The sequence below is a fragment of the Pseudomonas sp. PS1(2021) genome, from assembly GCF_020405165.1.
Taxonomy (GTDB): Bacteria; Pseudomonadota; Gammaproteobacteria; order Pseudomonadales; family Pseudomonadaceae; genus Pseudomonas; species Pseudomonas aeruginosa.
In genome coordinates this window covers 1,020,713-1,035,436 of record NZ_CP084484.1, presented here as the reverse complement: position 1 = coordinate 1,035,436, position 14,724 = coordinate 1,020,713, and the positions used below count along the sequence as shown (strand labels likewise).

Annotated in this window: 16 protein-coding genes; 13 read left to right on the top strand and 3 right to left on the bottom strand. The window is 64.7% G+C overall.

All coding sequences use genetic code 11. From position 1 onward, the window contains the following. Window positions 1-546: 546 nt before the first annotated feature. Window positions 547-1,047: a DUF305 domain-containing protein gene (locus LE197_RS05050; RefSeq protein ID WP_003098996.1), complete on the bottom strand. Its 501-nt coding sequence runs from the start codon at window positions 1,045-1,047 to the stop codon at window positions 547-549. Window positions 1,048-1,497: 450 nt separating this feature from the next. Here LE197_RS05050 and LE197_RS05045 point away from each other — a divergent pair, with 450 nt between their 5' ends. The 11 genes from LE197_RS05045 to LE197_RS04995 all read left to right on the top strand — a co-directional run bounded on the left by LE197_RS05045 (window position 1,498) and on the right by LE197_RS04995 (window position 11,808). Then, window positions 1,498-2,244, top strand: coding sequence for a hypothetical protein (locus tag LE197_RS05045; protein ID WP_003098991.1), 747 nt, complete (start codon window positions 1,498-1,500; stop codon window positions 2,242-2,244). A 118-nt stretch (window positions 2,245-2,362) separates the two neighbouring features. Then, window positions 2,363-2,575, top strand: a complete 213-nt coding sequence (locus LE197_RS05040) for an AlpA family transcriptional regulator (protein ID WP_003090093.1) — start codon at window positions 2,363-2,365, stop codon at window positions 2,573-2,575. A 42-nt stretch (window positions 2,576-2,617) separates the two neighbouring features. Beyond that, window positions 2,618-3,493: a ParA family protein gene (locus LE197_RS05035; protein ID WP_003098988.1), complete on the top strand. Its 876-nt coding sequence runs from the start codon at window positions 2,618-2,620 to the stop codon at window positions 3,491-3,493. Further along, window positions 3,477-3,746 carry a hypothetical protein gene (locus LE197_RS05030; RefSeq protein WP_003050422.1) on the top strand — a complete coding sequence of 90 codons (270 nt, stop codon included), beginning with the start codon at window positions 3,477-3,479 and terminating at the stop codon, window positions 3,744-3,746. Before LE197_RS05035 ends, LE197_RS05030 begins: the two co-directional genes overlap by 17 nt. Further along, on the top strand, window positions 3,739-5,418 hold the full coding sequence (locus tag LE197_RS05025; RefSeq protein WP_004350508.1) for a ParB family protein: 1,680 nt from the start codon (window positions 3,739-3,741) through the stop codon (window positions 5,416-5,418). The genes LE197_RS05030 and LE197_RS05025 overlap by 8 nt, the downstream gene beginning before the upstream one ends. Before the next feature lie 14 nt (window positions 5,419-5,432). Next, window positions 5,433-5,993 carry a DUF2857 domain-containing protein gene (locus LE197_RS05020; protein WP_003090097.1) on the top strand — a complete coding sequence of 187 codons (561 nt, stop codon included), beginning with the start codon at window positions 5,433-5,435 and terminating at the stop codon, window positions 5,991-5,993. A 3-nt stretch (window positions 5,994-5,996) separates the two neighbouring features. After that, window positions 5,997-7,235 carry an STY4528 family pathogenicity island replication protein gene (locus LE197_RS05015; protein ID WP_003116837.1) on the top strand — a complete coding sequence of 413 codons (1,239 nt, stop codon included), beginning with the start codon at window positions 5,997-5,999 and terminating at the stop codon, window positions 7,233-7,235. Between the two features lie 429 nt (window positions 7,236-7,664). Next, on the top strand, window positions 7,665-8,456 hold the full coding sequence (locus tag LE197_RS05010; RefSeq protein WP_003116836.1) for a PFL_4669 family integrating conjugative element protein: 792 nt from the start codon (window positions 7,665-7,667) through the stop codon (window positions 8,454-8,456). After that, the gene (locus tag LE197_RS05005; protein WP_003098978.1) at window positions 8,453-8,980 is read left to right on the top strand and encodes a DUF3158 family protein; all 528 of its coding nucleotides are present in this window, start codon (window positions 8,453-8,455) and stop codon (window positions 8,978-8,980) included. Before LE197_RS05010 ends, LE197_RS05005 begins: the two co-directional genes overlap by 4 nt. Before the next feature lie 73 nt (window positions 8,981-9,053). After that, a complete protein-coding gene (locus LE197_RS05000; protein ID WP_003098976.1) occupies window positions 9,054-9,494 on the top strand; it encodes a single-stranded DNA-binding protein in 441 nt (146 codons plus the stop codon). A gap of 283 nt (window positions 9,495-9,777) precedes the next feature. After that, on the top strand, window positions 9,778-11,808 hold the full coding sequence (locus LE197_RS04995; protein ID WP_003116834.1) for a DNA topoisomerase III: 2,031 nt from the start codon (window positions 9,778-9,780) through the stop codon (window positions 11,806-11,808). 723 nt (window positions 11,809-12,531) lie between these two features. Here the strand turns inward: LE197_RS04995 and LE197_RS04990 are convergent. After that, entirely contained in the window at window positions 12,532-13,167 is a 636-nt protein-coding gene (locus LE197_RS04990) for a cation transporter (protein WP_003098972.1), read from the bottom strand. A gap of 417 nt (window positions 13,168-13,584) precedes the next feature. On the opposite strand from LE197_RS04990, the gene LE197_RS04985 reads away from it, so the two are divergent. Both LE197_RS04985 and LE197_RS37250 read left to right on the top strand, forming a co-directional pair. Further along, window positions 13,585-13,788 carry a hypothetical protein gene (locus LE197_RS04985; RefSeq protein ID WP_023657334.1) on the top strand — a complete coding sequence of 68 codons (204 nt, stop codon included), beginning with the start codon at window positions 13,585-13,587 and terminating at the stop codon, window positions 13,786-13,788. A 12-nt stretch (window positions 13,789-13,800) separates the two neighbouring features. After that, a complete protein-coding gene (locus tag LE197_RS37250) occupies window positions 13,801-14,175 on the top strand; it encodes a DUF3703 domain-containing protein (protein ID WP_011516992.1) in 375 nt (124 codons plus the stop codon). 67 nt (window positions 14,176-14,242) lie between these two features. On the opposite strand, the gene cadR is transcribed toward LE197_RS37250, so the two are convergent. Beyond that, window positions 14,243-14,641, bottom strand: a complete 399-nt coding sequence (gene cadR, locus LE197_RS04975) for a Cd(II)/Pb(II)-responsive transcriptional regulator (protein WP_003098965.1) — start codon at window positions 14,639-14,641, stop codon at window positions 14,243-14,245. Between the last annotated feature and the right edge of the window lie 83 nt (window positions 14,642-14,724).

Sequence of the window (14,724 nt, the reverse complement as noted above, 5' to 3'; positions counted from 1 at the left end):
GCAGATGCGGCGGGACAGCGGCCTGCCGAGGGGAACATGGGGGGAATCGGGAAAAGCACCAGGGCGGTGCGGATCGCAGAAACGAAAAAAGGGCCCGAAGGCCCTTTTCTCTTCGACCCAGGCCGAAACCTGGATCATGTTTGGAGCGGGAAACGAGTCATGCACTAGAGCGCTAAGTCTCTGTTTCCCAATCACTTTCTCCACTGTGGTGATCAGCGAAGAACTCAATTATAGCCTTGTTTTTCGCCCTCGGCAACAAAGTTCATCCAACCACTTCCACCAGCGTCCAAGGATGATCCATCCACCCGTCGTTACGCCTGATGCGTCCAGCTGCTGAGCGGGTTCGCTATCGAACTCCAACTTGCGACGATCATGACTTGCGCTCGCTCCGCAGGCAGCGCGGGGTGGTGTCGCGTGGACTACCTGGCACCTGGACGGCTGTAGGACACAACCGCCGGCATCGGAACACCGCAAGTACTCATCTTTACATCGCTGCGGCTAACTTCGCCGGAGCGCAACGCGGCGCCAGTGTAGTGGCAGCCAGCCTCAACGAAGGCGTGCAGCAATCCGGTTCATCTGCTCGATCTCCGCGCGCTGGCCATCGGAAATCGCTTGGCATAGGTTGACGAGTTCCGGATCTGAGAGCTGCGCCTCGCGGCACATGAGGATCGCTCCCGAATGGTGCGGGACCATAGACGCGATGAACTGTCGATCGCCGATTCCGGTTTGAGCACGGGTAGCGGCAAAAGAACCGAGTGTGAGAACGGCAAACAAGCCGTACAGCACGAGATTGAGCCGCCGGTTTGGAAACATGCCGGGCATTGTCGCTAGCATGAAGATGCCCATTGGCGCCCACATAGTGACCGCCATGTAGAGCATGTTGAGATTGTTTCTGAAGTCCCTGGCGCCGTCGATCATGCTGAACATTACGAAGTACATGACGACGAGGCCCAACACCATGTTCACCCAGAACTTGGCGTATGGTCGGCCGTGCTTACCCATCTGACCGGATGTGTGATGTTGATGTTCATGGGAATGTTCAGCCATCTCCGTCTCCTATGTGCTGGGGCAACCTGGCAGGGTCACTGGTACTGCGGCAGATACTTTGTCGATATATCAGCATGTGGAGCGATGCATCACTAACCGCTGATTTCCAGTCCCCAACTGGACGTAGGGGCGTCGAACGCTTCAACTCGCTGGTCTTGAACCGTCTGGATATCAGACCATACCAAATCGGTCTTGATGGGCTTTGCGCCACCTATGACGCTGGTACCGTGAGCGCCAATATCGAGCTTGCGTCCTCATCGCTCGATGGGCCGGCAACTGATCGATTCTTGCATATCAAGCAAGACAAGGCCACCTGCGGCGGACGCCAATGGCCTCCTCCGCCTTCGCTTAGGGCATCGCCTCAAGCGTCCGTCGCAGGCCATAACGACACAACAGCCCTTGGGCAAGAAAGGAGCCGGTGATGTAGCGCACCCGAAAGGAGACGAAGACATGCACAAGGACATTTCAACATCAAAGGTGTTCTATCGTCCCATCGAGGCGGCCATCCGATGGGCTGGGTTGCTGCGGTATCTCCCGATGATCCTGGCCACGATCGCGTCACCGCGTGTCCTGCCTCGGTCGCTGAACTGCCCTCGATGGAATGAGTGCCGGCTGCACTCGGAACGTATCTATGACGGCATCCTCAACGGAGAGCTGCCCTACGGCAAGAACGGGATCACGCTCAATGATCCGAACCTGCTCAATTCTCTGGATCTGACTGTTCGCCATGTCGATCTAAAACGCTGGATGCGCACCCACTATCCCGAGCACCGGCCAGGATTTCTGTTCAGCCGTGGCGAACGCATGGCGCATCCTTTCATCACCATGGAAACAGGACAGGCGATCCTCGTGGAGCGGCTGGCCCTTCAGGCCGCGCTTGAACAAGCCCGACGTGAGATGCGAGAACTGCAGGAGCAGCACGACACGCTACTCAAGCAATCCTCGGTGCTGTTGGCATCCAAGCAATGCGAGATCAGCGAACGGGCGGAAACGACCTATCTCAACATCATTGGAGGGATGTTGACGCTGATGCTGAGCCAGTCGCCTTCAGGCGTGCCCTATTCCAGCTTCAAAACGCAGGAGGCCCTTGTCTCTGCATTGGTCGCCCACTACGGCGGCACCATGGGCATCACTGAGCGCACCTTAAACGGAAAGTTCGCCAACGCTAAGAGGTACGTTCGTAGCGCAAGCGCATGAGGTTATCCAGCTTGTATGTGCAATCGCGGAGATTGCATTTGCAATGTCTTTCCGCAGCCAGGTCTATTGAATAGAGGTCACGCCAACAAACGCCACCGAGCGTTCAGGAGTGACCGCCATGTCGCAGACCCCTGTACTCCCGCCGAACGAGCGCCGCATCCTGCGGCTCGATGAAGTCGAAGCGAAGTCCGGCTTCAAACGCGCCCACATCTACAACCTGATGAAGAAGCGCCAGTTCCCTCAGGCGCTGCGCCTGGGCGTGCGCGCTGTCGGCTGGGATTCGATCGAAATCGACCAGTGGATCGCCGAGCGCCTCAACCACCGGACCTGACCCGCTCTCCCGCGGACTTCCCATTCCCAGCCGGAGAGCGCCATGCAGGTCGTGTCCATCATTTCAACGAAGGGCGGCGTCGGCAAGACCACGACGGCCGCCAACCTGGGCGGGCTCGCCGCGGACGCGGGCCTGCGCGTGCTGCTGCTCGATCTCGACGTGCAGCCCACCTTGTCCTCCTACTACGAACTGACCCAGCGCGCGCCGGGCGGCATCTATGAGCTGTTGGCCTTCAACGAGCGCGACCTTGGCCAGCTCGTGTCCCGCACGATCATCGCGGGCCTGGACCTGGTGCTGTCCGACGACCACCGGGGCGAGCTGAACACGTTGTTGCTGCATGCGCCGGATGGCCGCCTGCGGTTGCGGCATCTGCTGCCAGCACTTGCTCCCCTCTACGACCTGGTGCTGATCGACACCCAGGGCGCGCGTTCCGTGCTGCTGGAGATGGCGGTGCTCGCCTCCGATCTCGCGCTGTCGCCCGTCACGCCGGAGATCCTCGCGGCACGCGAGCTGCGGCGCGGCACCATGCAGTTGCTCGAAGACATTGCGCCGTACCGGCACCTGGGCATCGAACCGCCGCCGCTGCACTTGCTCATCAACCGCGTCCACCCGGTGTCCGCCAACGCACGGCTGATCCAGCAGGCCTTGCGCGACCTGTTCCAGGACAGCGCCGGCATCCGCGTGCTCGCCACCGACGTGCCGGCCATAGAAGCGTATCCACGTGCCGCAACGCGCGGCCTGCCGGTGCATCGGGTCGAGCACCGCCAGCCGCCCGGCAGAGTCGCCCCTGCCGCGCTCGACACGATGCGCGCGCTCGCCAGCGAGTTGTTCCCGCAATGGCAGGACCGACTGGCTCAAGTATCCGGCCGCCCGCAGCGACCTCTTGATCCTGGGAGGCCCCATGGCGAACGCACATGAGCTGGCCCGCGGCCACAAGCGGCTGCGCGCCCTGATCGAGTTCGCGGTCGGTGAGGGCTGGCACGTCAAGCGCACGCCGGGCGGGCACCTCAAGTTCACCAAGGCCGGCTGCGCGGCGATCTACACGAGTTCGACAGCGAGTGACCACCGGGCCGAATTGAACGCCCGTGCGCAGATCCGCCGCGCCGAGCGAGAGGCCCGCATGGCGCCGGCCGGCGGTCGTGGGGACTGCGAGGGGTGCGGCCATGGCTGACATGACCTCGCAGGACATGGCAGGCAAGCTGCTCGCGGCCGGCTTCGAGCGCAGCGGCCCAGCGGCTACGGCCTTGAGCGACCCGATCGCGGACACGCCCATGGTCGTGACGCTGGACCAGTTGCGGCCCTACGACCATGACCCGCGCATGAAGCGCAACCCGGCTTACGAGGAAATCAAGGCATCCATCCGCGAGCGCGGCCTGGACGCGGCGCCGGCCATCACGCGCAGGCCCGGCGAGGACCACTACATCATCCGCAACGGCGGCAACACGCGACTGGCGATCCTGCGCGAACTCTGGTCGGAGACCAAGGAAGAACGCTTCTTCCGCATATCGTGCCTGTTCCGACCATGGCCGGAGCGCGGTGAAATCGTCGCGCTGACCGGGCATCTTGCCGAGAACGAACTGCGCGGCGGCCTCACGTTCATCGAGCGCGCGCTCGGCGTCGAGAAAGCACGGGAGTTCTACGAGCAGGAGAGCGGCGCCGCCCTGAGCCAGTCGGAACTGGCCCGCCGCCTGGCGGCCGATGGCTTCCCCGTCCAGCGGTCGCACATCACCCGCATGGCCGACGCGGTGCGCTACCTGCTGCCCGCCATTCCCACTGTGCTCTATGGCGGCCTGGGGCGCCACCAGGTCGAGCGGCTGTCGGTCATGCGCACGGCCTGCAAACGCACCTGGGAGCACTACGCCAAGGACCGTTCGCTGCCGCTGGACTTCGACAGTTTCTTTCAGGAGGTGCTGGCGCAGTTCGACACGCAGGGCGACGAGTTCGCGCCGCAGCGCGTGCAAGACGAGCTGATCGGCCAGATGTCCGAGCTGCTGGGCATCGGCTACGACGTGCTGGCGCTGGACCTGACCGAATCGGAAAGCCGCCACCGGGCGCTGGTCAGTGACCCGACGCCACCTGCGGCGCAGCCGGCGTTGCCTTCGCCCACCGCCGGCACGCCGACTCCGCCGGGCGCAGCATCGTCCATCGCCACGCCTGCAGCGGCGGCCGGTCCTCCACCCGCCAGCCCTCCGGCGTCCGAGCCCACCTTGCGCCACGACGACACGGCGGTTGGCGAAGCGGCCACGGGAAGCCAGCCGGCCGCACCGGGCGATCTGCTTCGCGAGCACATCGTCTCGCCAGCACCGACGACAGAACGGCTCCAATCGATCCAGCGCATGGTCGCCGACCAGTTGGGCGATGCGCTGCCGCCCGACTTCTCGGCGAGCGTGCTGCAGTCCATCCCGGTGCAAGCCGGCGGACTCTATCCGATCTCCGACGTCTGGTACATCGACGCCGGCCTGGACACGCCCGATCGGCTGCGCATCCACATCGCGCAGTTCGCGCGCGAGATCGCCGGGGAGGCAGGCCTGGACGAGTGCATCGAGGATCGCGCCGATGGCATCGGGTTTGCGTGCCGCGCCCGCGGCCAAGCCCCGTCGCCGCTCGGCCGCGCGGTGCTGACGCTGCTCACTTCCCTGACGGGTCAGCCCGTCGCCGAAGCGGGCCTGGACGGCGCGCAGCTCGCCGCCGACCTGCCGACCCTGTTGCACGGCCAGAGCCAAGGCCATGGCAGCGGCGCAAGGCGCTTGAGCGACACGGCGTTGGTCAAGCTCTTTCGGCTGCTGCGCCTCGCCCGGCGTCTGCTGGACCTGGAAGCCGGCACCACGGCGCCCGGGACGTGAGCGAGGGAGGCCGCATGTCCACATCGCATCCGCTCAACCAGGCCGTGATTGCCCAGGCGCTGTATGACCTTCGCAACGGCCAACTGCGCCGCTGCAAGGCCATGGGCTTCGGCGAGGCCGAGCTGGATGCGCTCAAGCACCCCGCGCTGATCAGCGTGCTGGCCAACGCCAGCGTCTCGTGGTGCTCGGTCACGGTCAACCGCGAAGTGCTGCAGCGCCTGCTCAACCAGGCACAGGACGTGGAGAAGGAAATCGCCACGGTCGATCGCATGCTGCGGCTGGGGGCCAGCACGGAGATGGTCAGCCGCTTCTATGGCCTGACCCATCAGGAAGTCGCCCTGCGGCGGGAGATCCTCGGCCTGCCCAAGCGCAAGGGGCGCCACCCCGTCCTGGACGAGACCCAGGACACCGAACTGTGGCGGCAATGGAAAGCCGTGACCAGCAGCAGGAACGTCGATCTGGAGGACGAGACCTCGATTCTCGATGCGGCCATGGACCTGGCCGAGGGCATGTCGCTGCCGCTCTCGGTGGTCTGGGCCGCGATCAGGAACTGGGTCGATCAGGGATTGGGCTAGGCCATGGCCGTGGACGACACCGCCCCACGAGCCCAGCGCCCTGGCCCCATCGCACTCGCCGACCTGTTCGACGCTGCGCTGAAGGACCTCGCGCCCAAGTCCAGCTCTGGCGCTCCCGCGTCCCTGCCTGCTCCAACGCCCACGCCTCCTACGTCCGGCGACGCCTTCCTGTTCAGTGGCAATCGGCACGAGAGCGTGCCGCGGCGGCTGTTCCTCGACCGCCGCCTGACACCGCTGGAGCGCAACGCCTGGCAGGTGTTCCGATTGATGCTCAACGACGATGGCGTCACGGCATTTCCCACCTATGAGCAGTTGCGCCCCTGGCTGGCGTCGATGCCCTGCGCAGGCCAGGCCTCCCATGAGACCGTGGCGCGGGCGCTGACGCTGCTGCGCCTGACGCGCTGGCTGAGCCTCGTGCGACGACGGCGCGACCCCAAGACCGGTCGCATCCTCGGCAACCTCTACGTCCTGCACGACGAACCGCTGACGCCGTTCGAGGCGATGCAACTCGACGCCGACTACCTGGCCCTGGTCAGCCAGTCGCTGGGGCATTCGGCCAAGGCCGTCCAGGTGGTGGGACTCAACACCCTCCAGGAGATCGCGGACGACCCGATGCTGTCCGGACGCACCTTGCCGTCGCGGCTGCAAGTGCTCGCCGAGCGCCTGGCCGACCAGGGCATCACCGCCTCCGAAAGTTATCCACAGGAGGATGCGGTCCACGATTCCGAAGAAGGGCCCGCGAGCCTTCTTCGGAATGGCGATCGCCCATCTTCGGAATCCGAAGCAGGGCCGAAACCCGCGCCAGACGGCGCTCTTCGGAATTCGAAGCAGGACCGTACAGTACGTAGTAGTCGTATTGATGAAGTACGTACTACCGCGCAGGCGCGTGCGCTGGGCGACCTGCAATGGCCCAAGCGCTTCGCGGAACTGAAGGCGGAACAGCAGGCCGGAGCCAAGATGGCGTTGCAGCAGGTGGACGCTGCCCTGCGGCAGGCCGTGCTGGACGAATGGGCCGCACGGTGCGGCAAGCATGGCATCCGCAACCCCGCCGGTTATCTGTTCGGCATCATCCAGCGCGCCATGCGCGGCGAGTTCAATGCCTGGGCCAAGCAGACCGGCCCGGCACCGCCAACACCATCGGCGGCGCGAGCGCCACCAACCGAGCCGCCGCGCAACGTCGTGCCGCCCGAGGTGGCCCGGCAGCACATCGAGCGCCTGCGCGATCTGCTGCGCAAATCCTGAGCACAGGGCTTGTCAAAGCCGTGAAGTAGATCTCCATGGCGGTCGGCAGAAACGGTCCCCTGGGGACGGCTGTGCGGTGAAGCGCCGGGCGACGGCGCGACATGCTGCGCAAAACCTGAGTAGAGCGCATGCAAGACCATGAAGCAGACCTCCATGGCGCTCAACGGAACGGTCCCCTGGGGACGGCTGCGCGGCGAAGGATCGTGTCGAACGGCAGCGCGACGTGCGGTGCAGCACGCATACCGTCAACAACCGAGGACGGGAACGCCGATGTGAGTGCCCATCTGCGGAGCGGTCCCCAGGGGACCGTTGCGCGCTGCGCCGCCAGCGCGCACAGAACCGGGGGTCGGCTCATTTCGGTTTGTTGACTGACTGCCTTCCGCTGCATGCGGATGCTGGCGGCTCCCTGTCCACCAGCGAGCGATCACCATGGCAACCAGCAACGAACCATTGCAACTCAACCTCGGCTCCCTGCGCAGCGCGATGTCGCTGACGCTGCACACCCACCACGCCTCGCGCATCTGGCATGGCCGCGCCGCCGCCGAGGGGCGACCCGGCATCGTCGGCCTGAACGGCTACATCGCCGTGATGAACAAGATGAAGCGCGGCTCGGAGCAGGACGACCCGTACAGCGACTGGTGGATGTTGCGCATCGAGGAAAAGCTCGACCAGACCAGGACCACGTTGCAATCGCTGCGCGAGCAGGTTGACCAGGCACTGGCCGGCGTGCCTGCGGCGTTGAGCCTGGGTGAGAACCTCAACGTGCAGCCGGTGAAGCTCCCCTTGTTCGTGAACGCGCAGCTCGGCTTTGCCGCCGTCTATCTGCTGGCCGACTACGACGACATCGCCCGCAAGCTGATCCTCGCCCACCACACCGCGCTGATCGATCGCTCGACGTTGGAGCGCTGGCTCAACGAAGGTGCCCACGCGCTGCGCAGCCTGTTCAGCCTGGCCCAGCAATACCGCTACTCGGGCTGCACCCGCGACGACTTCGCGGCCAAGAACGCCGCAGCTCGGGCAGCATTGGAGAAGTTCGGCGAACTGCCGCAGGACGTGCTCGAAGGCATGCGCCGCTCGAAGTTTGCGCCGCCCGTCGTGCGCCGTGGTCTGCAACAGCGTGGTGATAGCGCTGCCGCAGCCGCATCTCCCACCGACGAAGGCGCTGCCGCCGATTCGGCCGAGGCCAAGTCCACAGCCGCCGGCGAGGACGAACCGGCATGAGCGACCCGAACCGCGAACCGCGCTACTTCCGTCGTCTGGAACAGCCAGCCTTCATGCGGCTGGAACACGCGGCCTCTCTAAAAGGCCTTTTAAAGCCTTTTAAAGGTAAAGGGGACTTCGAGGCCTGGGCCAGCCAGTGCTTCGCCATGCGCGACGAGTTGATTGCCCTGGCGCAGCGACAGGTGCTGCCACAGGCGTGCGGGCATCCCTTCCACCTGCTTCCCGTCGAGCTGGCCCAGCAGACCACTGGCGCAGGCACGACCTTTCTTCGCTGGCGCAAGCACGATCGATCGGCCATGGGCGTGGCGTTGTGGCAGGAGCTGATGGCGAGCCCCAGCACGCCGGTCAACCTGCTGCACGACCTGCACGAGATCGAACTGCAGCGCGTCATGCTGAACATGCAGATCAGCCTGCTGCACACCCTGGGCAGGCAAGCACAGGAATGCGCCAGCAAGGCCGCGCAGGCGGACAACACCTACCTGCGCCGGCTCGCGTCCGTTCCTGCCGCAGTGCGCGATCGGTGATTGCGCCTGCCATCCGAGCACGCGCCCGAGCCCAACGAGGCACGGGTATTTCAACCACCACGGAGATTCCAACATGAGCACACAATTCATCGGCGAGGGCAACATCGGATCGCCTCCCGAGTACCGCGAATTCCCCAATGGCAACGACGATCCTCGCCGGTTGCTCCGGCTGAACGTGTACTTCGACAACCCCGTCCCCACCAAGGGCGGCGAGTTCGAGGACCGCGGCGGCTTCTGGGCGCCGGTGGAACTCTGGCACCACGACGCCGACCGCTGGCAGCAGCTCTACCAGAAGGGCATGCGGGTGCTGGTCGTCGGCCGCATGGAGCGCGACCCCTGGACGGACAACGAAGATCAGCCGCGTGAGACTTGGCAGGTCAACGCGCGCAGTGTCGGCATCCTGCCGTACCGCATCGAGTCTGTGGCCCTCAGCCCGAAGCCACAGGAGGCAGAGCCGAAGCCCCAGGCCACCCAGGAATCGACGGCGCCGAAAGAGACCAAGCGCAGGAAGTGATCGGGCATGGAGGGCGGCTGCCGCAGTGCTTCGCCGCCCTCCATGCGCTGCGAATTATCCCCAGGGGATAGCTCCACCAACGTCCACCGAGTTCCACGCGCGCTCCCGGAAATCGCGGCTCTCGGCCCGCACACTTCCGGCCACGCACCTTCCCCGCACTCGCCATTTCATCGGCGTGAAAGCGGTCGCTGCCGCATGCGGCTTGTTTGCTGCTGCCAGGGGCTGCGCTCGGCATCCTCGATCCCAGCAACTCCATGAACAACAGGAATCGGGATGGACGGATATGCGGCTGTTCTTGTGCGAGAAGCCCTCCCAGGGCAAAGACATTGGCCGGATTCTCGGCGCCACGCAGCGCGGTGAAGGCTGCCTCAACGGTTCCGGCGTCACGGTCACCTGGTGCATCGGCCATCTCGTGGAGGCGGCGCCGCCCGAGGCCTACGACGAGCAGCTCAAACGATGGTCCGTTGAGCAGTTGCCCATCATTCCCCAGCACTGGCGGGTCGAGGTCAAACCGAAGACCGCCACGCAATTCAAGGTCGTCAAGGCGCTCTTGGCGAAGGCGACTCACCTGGTTATCGCCACCGATGCCGACCGCGAGGGCGAATTGATCGCCCGCGAGATCGTGGAGCTTTGCGGCTACCGCGGCCCCATCGAACGCCTGTGGCTGTCGGCGCTCAACGATGCGTCCATTCGGGCGGCACTGGGCAAGCTGCGGCCTTCGGCCGAGACGCTTTCGATGTACCACTCGGCGCTGGCGCGCTCCCGTGCGGATTGGCTCGTGGGCATGAACCTGAGCCGGCTGTTCACGGTGCTGGGGCGACAGGCGGGTTACGACGGCGTGCTGTCGGTCGGCCGCGTACAGACCCCGACGCTCAAGCTCGTTGTGGACCGCGACCGCGAGATCGCGCGCTTCGTGTCCGTACCATACTGGGCCATCGCCGTGTCCCTGTTCGCAGGCGGTTCGACTTTCGCCGCGCAATGGGTTCCACCCGATGCGTGCACCGACGACGCAGGCCGCTGCCTGCGGCAGCCGGTCGCACAGCAGACCATGCAGCAGATCCGCGCTGCGGGCAGTGCCCACGTCGTGTCGGTGGAGACTGAGCGTGTCCGCGAAGGCCCGCCGCTGCCGTTCGACCTGGGCACCTTGCAGGAAGTGTGTTCCAAGCAGCTTGGGCTGGACGTGCAGGAAACCTTGGAGATTGCCCAAGCCCTGTACGAGACGCACAAGGCCACGACGTACCCCCGCTCGGACTCCGGCTACCTGCCCGAGAGCATGTTTGCCGAAGTGCCCACCGTTCTCGACAGCCTGCTCAAGACCGATCCCTCGCTGCGCTCGATCATGGGCCAGCTCGACCGCTCGCAGCGCTCGCGCGCCTGGAACGATGGCAAGGTCACGGCGCACCACGGCATCATCCCGACGCTCGAACCGGCGAAGCTCTCCGCCATGAGCGAGAAGGAACTGGCCGTGTACAGGCTCATCCGGTCGCATTACCTGGCGCAGTTCCTCCCTCACCACGAGTTCGACCGCACTGTGGCCAAGTTTTCGTGCGGGGGGCAGAACCTGGCGGCCACGGGCAAGCAGGTTGTCATCCCGGGTTGGCGCCAGGTGCTCGCCGAGCCGCAGGCCGAAGACGGTGATGGCGAGGGCGATACTGCGGTCCGCGCCCAGGTGCTGCCCGCGCTGCCGAAACTGTATGAGGGCCTGGCATGCCAGGTGGCCGACGTCGATCTCAAGGCACTCAAGACGCTGCCGCCCAAACCGTACACGCAAGGCGAGTTGGTCAAGTCCATGAAAGGCGTCGCCAAGCTGGTGTCCGATCCCCGCCTGAAGCAGAAGCTCAAGGATACGGTTGGCATCGGCACCGAAGCGACGCGGGCCAACATCATCGGCGGCCTGATCGCTCGCGGCTACCTCGTGAAGAAGGGGCGCGCCATCCGCGCCTCGGATGCGGCTTTCACTTTGATCGATGCCGTGCCTGCGGCGATTGCCGACCCTGGCACCACCGCCGTCTGGGAACAGGCGCTCGACATGATCGAGGCCGGACAGCTCACCCTGGACGTGTTCATCGGCAAGCAGGCCGCGTGGATTTCGCAGTTGATTGCGCAGTACGGCAGCGCCTCCCTGTCCATCAAGGTTCCCCAAGGGCCGGCATGCCCGCAGTGCGGCGCACCCACGCGCCAGCGCAGCGGCAAGAGCGGCCCGTTCTGGTCGTGCAGCCGCTACCCGGACTGCAAAGGCACGCTGCCAGTCGAATCCGGCAGCTCCAAGCGCGGCGCCTCGCGCCCGCGCCGTAGCGGCCGCAAAGGCTCCTGACCGCCCCCGTTCCCCGTGAGCCGTGCCCGCCTTCGGCGGCGTGGCCCCTGTCCCGCACTCCGCCGCATGCCCTGCGGGACGCCCAGCGCGCAACGCCTTCTTGATCCGTGTGCGCGTCCCGCCCAGCCGTCCCCGGCCGCGGGACCTGAAGGTAGCTTCTCTGCGAGCCGCACCACGCGCGTTCTGTTGATCTGCGTTTCTTCCGCCCTCTGCGAAGGGTCTCCCGGTGGCTTGCCAGGCTGCACGAGCCACCGGGAGACCCTTCGTGGTCAGCGGTAATCGGTGCCGGTGCCCGCCGGTGCAAAAACGGGCTCCCTTTGTGCGCGGATGTGCGCCAGACGATGCCGGCCCCAGCCACGACATGGGCCGGGTGTGATTGCTTGATGAGCAGACGGTTCTAGCGACGACCGGGCCTGCCAATCAGCCCACGGGTGGTTCCTCTTTTCTCCCGAGCCGAAGGCCGTTGGGCCTTCGGCGCCATTCTCCTGCCCATCAACGTCCCGGCCCGGCCATTGGCCTGGGCCACACGAACAGGAGAGACGACATGCACCCTCAACCTTGCGCACCGCTGCTGTACGGCAGACGGAGGTCGAGAACGGCATGCCCGCCTATCGCGCGGCCATCGCCAATGGTACGCTCGGCTGCAGCCGAGGCCGTAGCCCAAAGGCTGGACTACCTCTTTTGCAGAGGTAAACCTCGGGATGAACTGGGCGAAAACATGCCTTATGTGCCCGCCTTACGGCGAGCTGTTTCCGATGCTTCGCGCAGGATTTCCCGCCCCCCATTCGCTGCGATTGCGGCCACGATGACGCCCAGCACCAGATCCGGGATGTTCGACCCGAACCCCATCACCAGCACCCCGGACAGCACAATCGCACCATTGACGATGGAGTCGTTGCTGGTAAAGATCGCTGACGCCTTGAAGTTCACATCTTCCCCGCGATGGCGGCGCAGTAGTCTGAGGCACACTAGGTTCAAAGCCGCGTTCAGCGCGGCCATGGCCATCATGGCTGGGCCGACAGGCTCTTCCCCTCCAGCGAAGCGGCGTAGGACTTCCAACAGCAGCAGCGCGGCCAGGCCGATTAGCAAGAAACCCGACAAGCGGGCCGCGCCCACCTTGACCGTTGCCGCACGACCGACGGCATACAGGCTAACCGCATAGACCGACGCATCGGCGAGGTTGTCCAACCCGGCGCCCATCAGCGCCGTAGAGCCAGCCCAGATGCCAAGGGCAATGCCGGCGGCGGACTGCGTCAGGTTGATCAGCAACACAGTCAGAAGAATCTTTCGGTCCTTCGCATCGCTCGCATCTAGGCGGCCCAACTCGTCGTTTTCGTGATTTCTGTGGTTTTCAGCCATGCATTGTTCCTTCCAAATCGATGGATGCTGAAGCCTGTAGCGGCTGGAGAGTCAAGGCGCAGATGCAACGAACTTGCCACAGGGTCTTCCCGGACGCCCTTGACTCTACCGTAGCTAGAAGGTTTTCCAATCCAGTCAGAGCTTTAGGACAGAACAGATGAGCACCAATGCGCCCCCTTCATTGCGACTGTCATCCGGTATGGCTGCTATCCACTGATCCGTGGCGCCACTGCGGTTGTGCTCTTCGGCGAGCTCGCGACCGGCCGGCCGTCTTTTCCGACGGAGCTACTCACAGTGATCGTCGCGCTCGCTTGTGCCGCCTTGCTAGAGGGCGGGCGGCCTTTCCACTCCCCGTTGAGCCAGTAGCGGCGTTCCAAGCTGTGGTTGGCCGTCGGCGCATGGCTCGGCTTCTTGGTCGTGCATCTGGCCTTCCAGCACTCCAATCTGGGATACCGGGTCGGGCCGTTGGGATTGTTGATCGGGGTGGCTGAAGCCCATCGCTGGCATCACAAGCGTGAGCACGAAGACGCCCAAGTCAACTACGGCGATTTCTGGATGCCCGGGGGCCACTTGTTCAGCGCTTTCCGGTCGCAAAAGCACACGCTGGGCGCCAAAGAGTGACACTCAAGAAAGATGGACTTTCCAATGGACTACGGCCCGCAGCTTGTCTATCCCTTCCGGAGCCGGCCAGCAGCGGCAAACGCTTGCGCTGCTGGCTATACGATCTTGCCCACGTCGCATTCTTGCGCGAGTCGGGCCTTGCGGCTTCTTGCGAAGCGATCGCGAGTTGCGTGGCGTGCCCATGAGTCGGGCCGCGTCGTGGCGCACTGCTACCTTGGCCTGCACCTGCACCTGCGCAGCCACGCCGCGATGCTCGGTCTGGCCTGGAGAACCCGTAAGGTGGCGGAGATTGCGGCGCGCAGGTCGTCCGGCTCGCGCTGGCTCCTGTGGGCCACGCCCTCGGTCGCACGCCGTCTCAAAACGTCAGAATCGCGCGCTTTCGCATGATGGAGCGCGGCACGTGGCTCTCAGAACTGGACCCGATCACTTCCAGCACCGATGACACGCTCGAGCTTCAGGCGGGCTCGGCCAAGCTGTTGAGAATGCCGCACTCGCGCGAGGTTCGGGCGCTATCGCAGGAGCGTCGCAGATCCATTAACTCGCGCTCCAAGGCGCGCAATTCCTTCATCTTGGTCCGCACTTGCGCGATATGAGCGTCGACCAGCGCGTTCACCTCGCCGCAGCCCAACTCTGGCCGATCCCGTAAGTTCAGCAGTTGACGGATCTCATCCAGCGTCATGTCCTTCGCCCGGCAGCGGCGGATGAACAGCAAGCGCTGCAAATGGACTTCGTCATAGAGCCTGAAGTTGCCCTCGCTACGTGCAGGCTCGGGCAGCAAGCCTTCTGACTCGTAAAAGCGCACGGTCTGCACCAAGCAATCTGCCTTCTTGCCCAGTTCACCGATCCGCATCATGGTTGCTTCCTATAAAAAACTTGACTCTATATCTACTAGAGGTTTTCTAATGATGGCATCCGGGGAAAACCTTGTCAATGAAG

Excerpts from the sequence above, each read along its gene's own strand:
- LE197_RS05010 (WP_003116836.1), top strand. The coding sequence starts at position 7,665 with ATGGCAACCAGCAACGAACCATTGCAACTCAACCTCGGCTCCCTGCGC.
- LE197_RS05035 (WP_003098988.1), top strand. The coding sequence starts at position 2,618 with ATGCAGGTCGTGTCCATCATTTCAACGAAGGGCGGCGTCGGCAAGACC.
- LE197_RS05000 (WP_003098976.1), top strand. The coding sequence starts at position 9,054 with ATGAGCACACAATTCATCGGCGAGGGCAACATCGGATCGCCTCCCGAG.
- LE197_RS37250 (WP_011516992.1), top strand. The coding sequence starts at position 13,801 with ATGGACTTTCCAATGGACTACGGCCCGCAGCTTGTCTATCCCTTCCGG.
- LE197_RS05020 (WP_003090097.1), top strand. The coding sequence starts at position 5,433 with ATGTCCACATCGCATCCGCTCAACCAGGCCGTGATTGCCCAGGCGCTG.
- LE197_RS04990 (WP_003098972.1), bottom strand. The coding sequence starts at position 13,167 with ATGGCTGAAAACCACAGAAATCACGAAAACGACGAGTTGGGCCGCCTA.
- LE197_RS05045 (WP_003098991.1), top strand. The coding sequence starts at position 1,498 with ATGCACAAGGACATTTCAACATCAAAGGTGTTCTATCGTCCCATCGAG.
- LE197_RS05005 (WP_003098978.1), top strand. The coding sequence starts at position 8,453 with ATGAGCGACCCGAACCGCGAACCGCGCTACTTCCGTCGTCTGGAACAG.
- LE197_RS05050 (WP_003098996.1), bottom strand. The coding sequence starts at position 1,047 with ATGGCTGAACATTCCCATGAACATCAACATCACACATCCGGTCAGATG.
- LE197_RS05025 (WP_004350508.1), top strand. The coding sequence starts at position 3,739 with ATGGCTGACATGACCTCGCAGGACATGGCAGGCAAGCTGCTCGCGGCC.
- LE197_RS05030 (WP_003050422.1), top strand. The coding sequence starts at position 3,477 with ATGGCGAACGCACATGAGCTGGCCCGCGGCCACAAGCGGCTGCGCGCC.
- cadR (WP_003098965.1), bottom strand. The coding sequence starts at position 14,641 with ATGATGCGGATCGGTGAACTGGGCAAGAAGGCAGATTGCTTGGTGCAG.
- LE197_RS05040 (WP_003090093.1), top strand. The coding sequence starts at position 2,363 with ATGTCGCAGACCCCTGTACTCCCGCCGAACGAGCGCCGCATCCTGCGG.
- LE197_RS04995 (WP_003116834.1), top strand. The coding sequence starts at position 9,778 with ATGCGGCTGTTCTTGTGCGAGAAGCCCTCCCAGGGCAAAGACATTGGC.
- LE197_RS05015 (WP_003116837.1), top strand. The coding sequence starts at position 5,997 with ATGGCCGTGGACGACACCGCCCCACGAGCCCAGCGCCCTGGCCCCATC.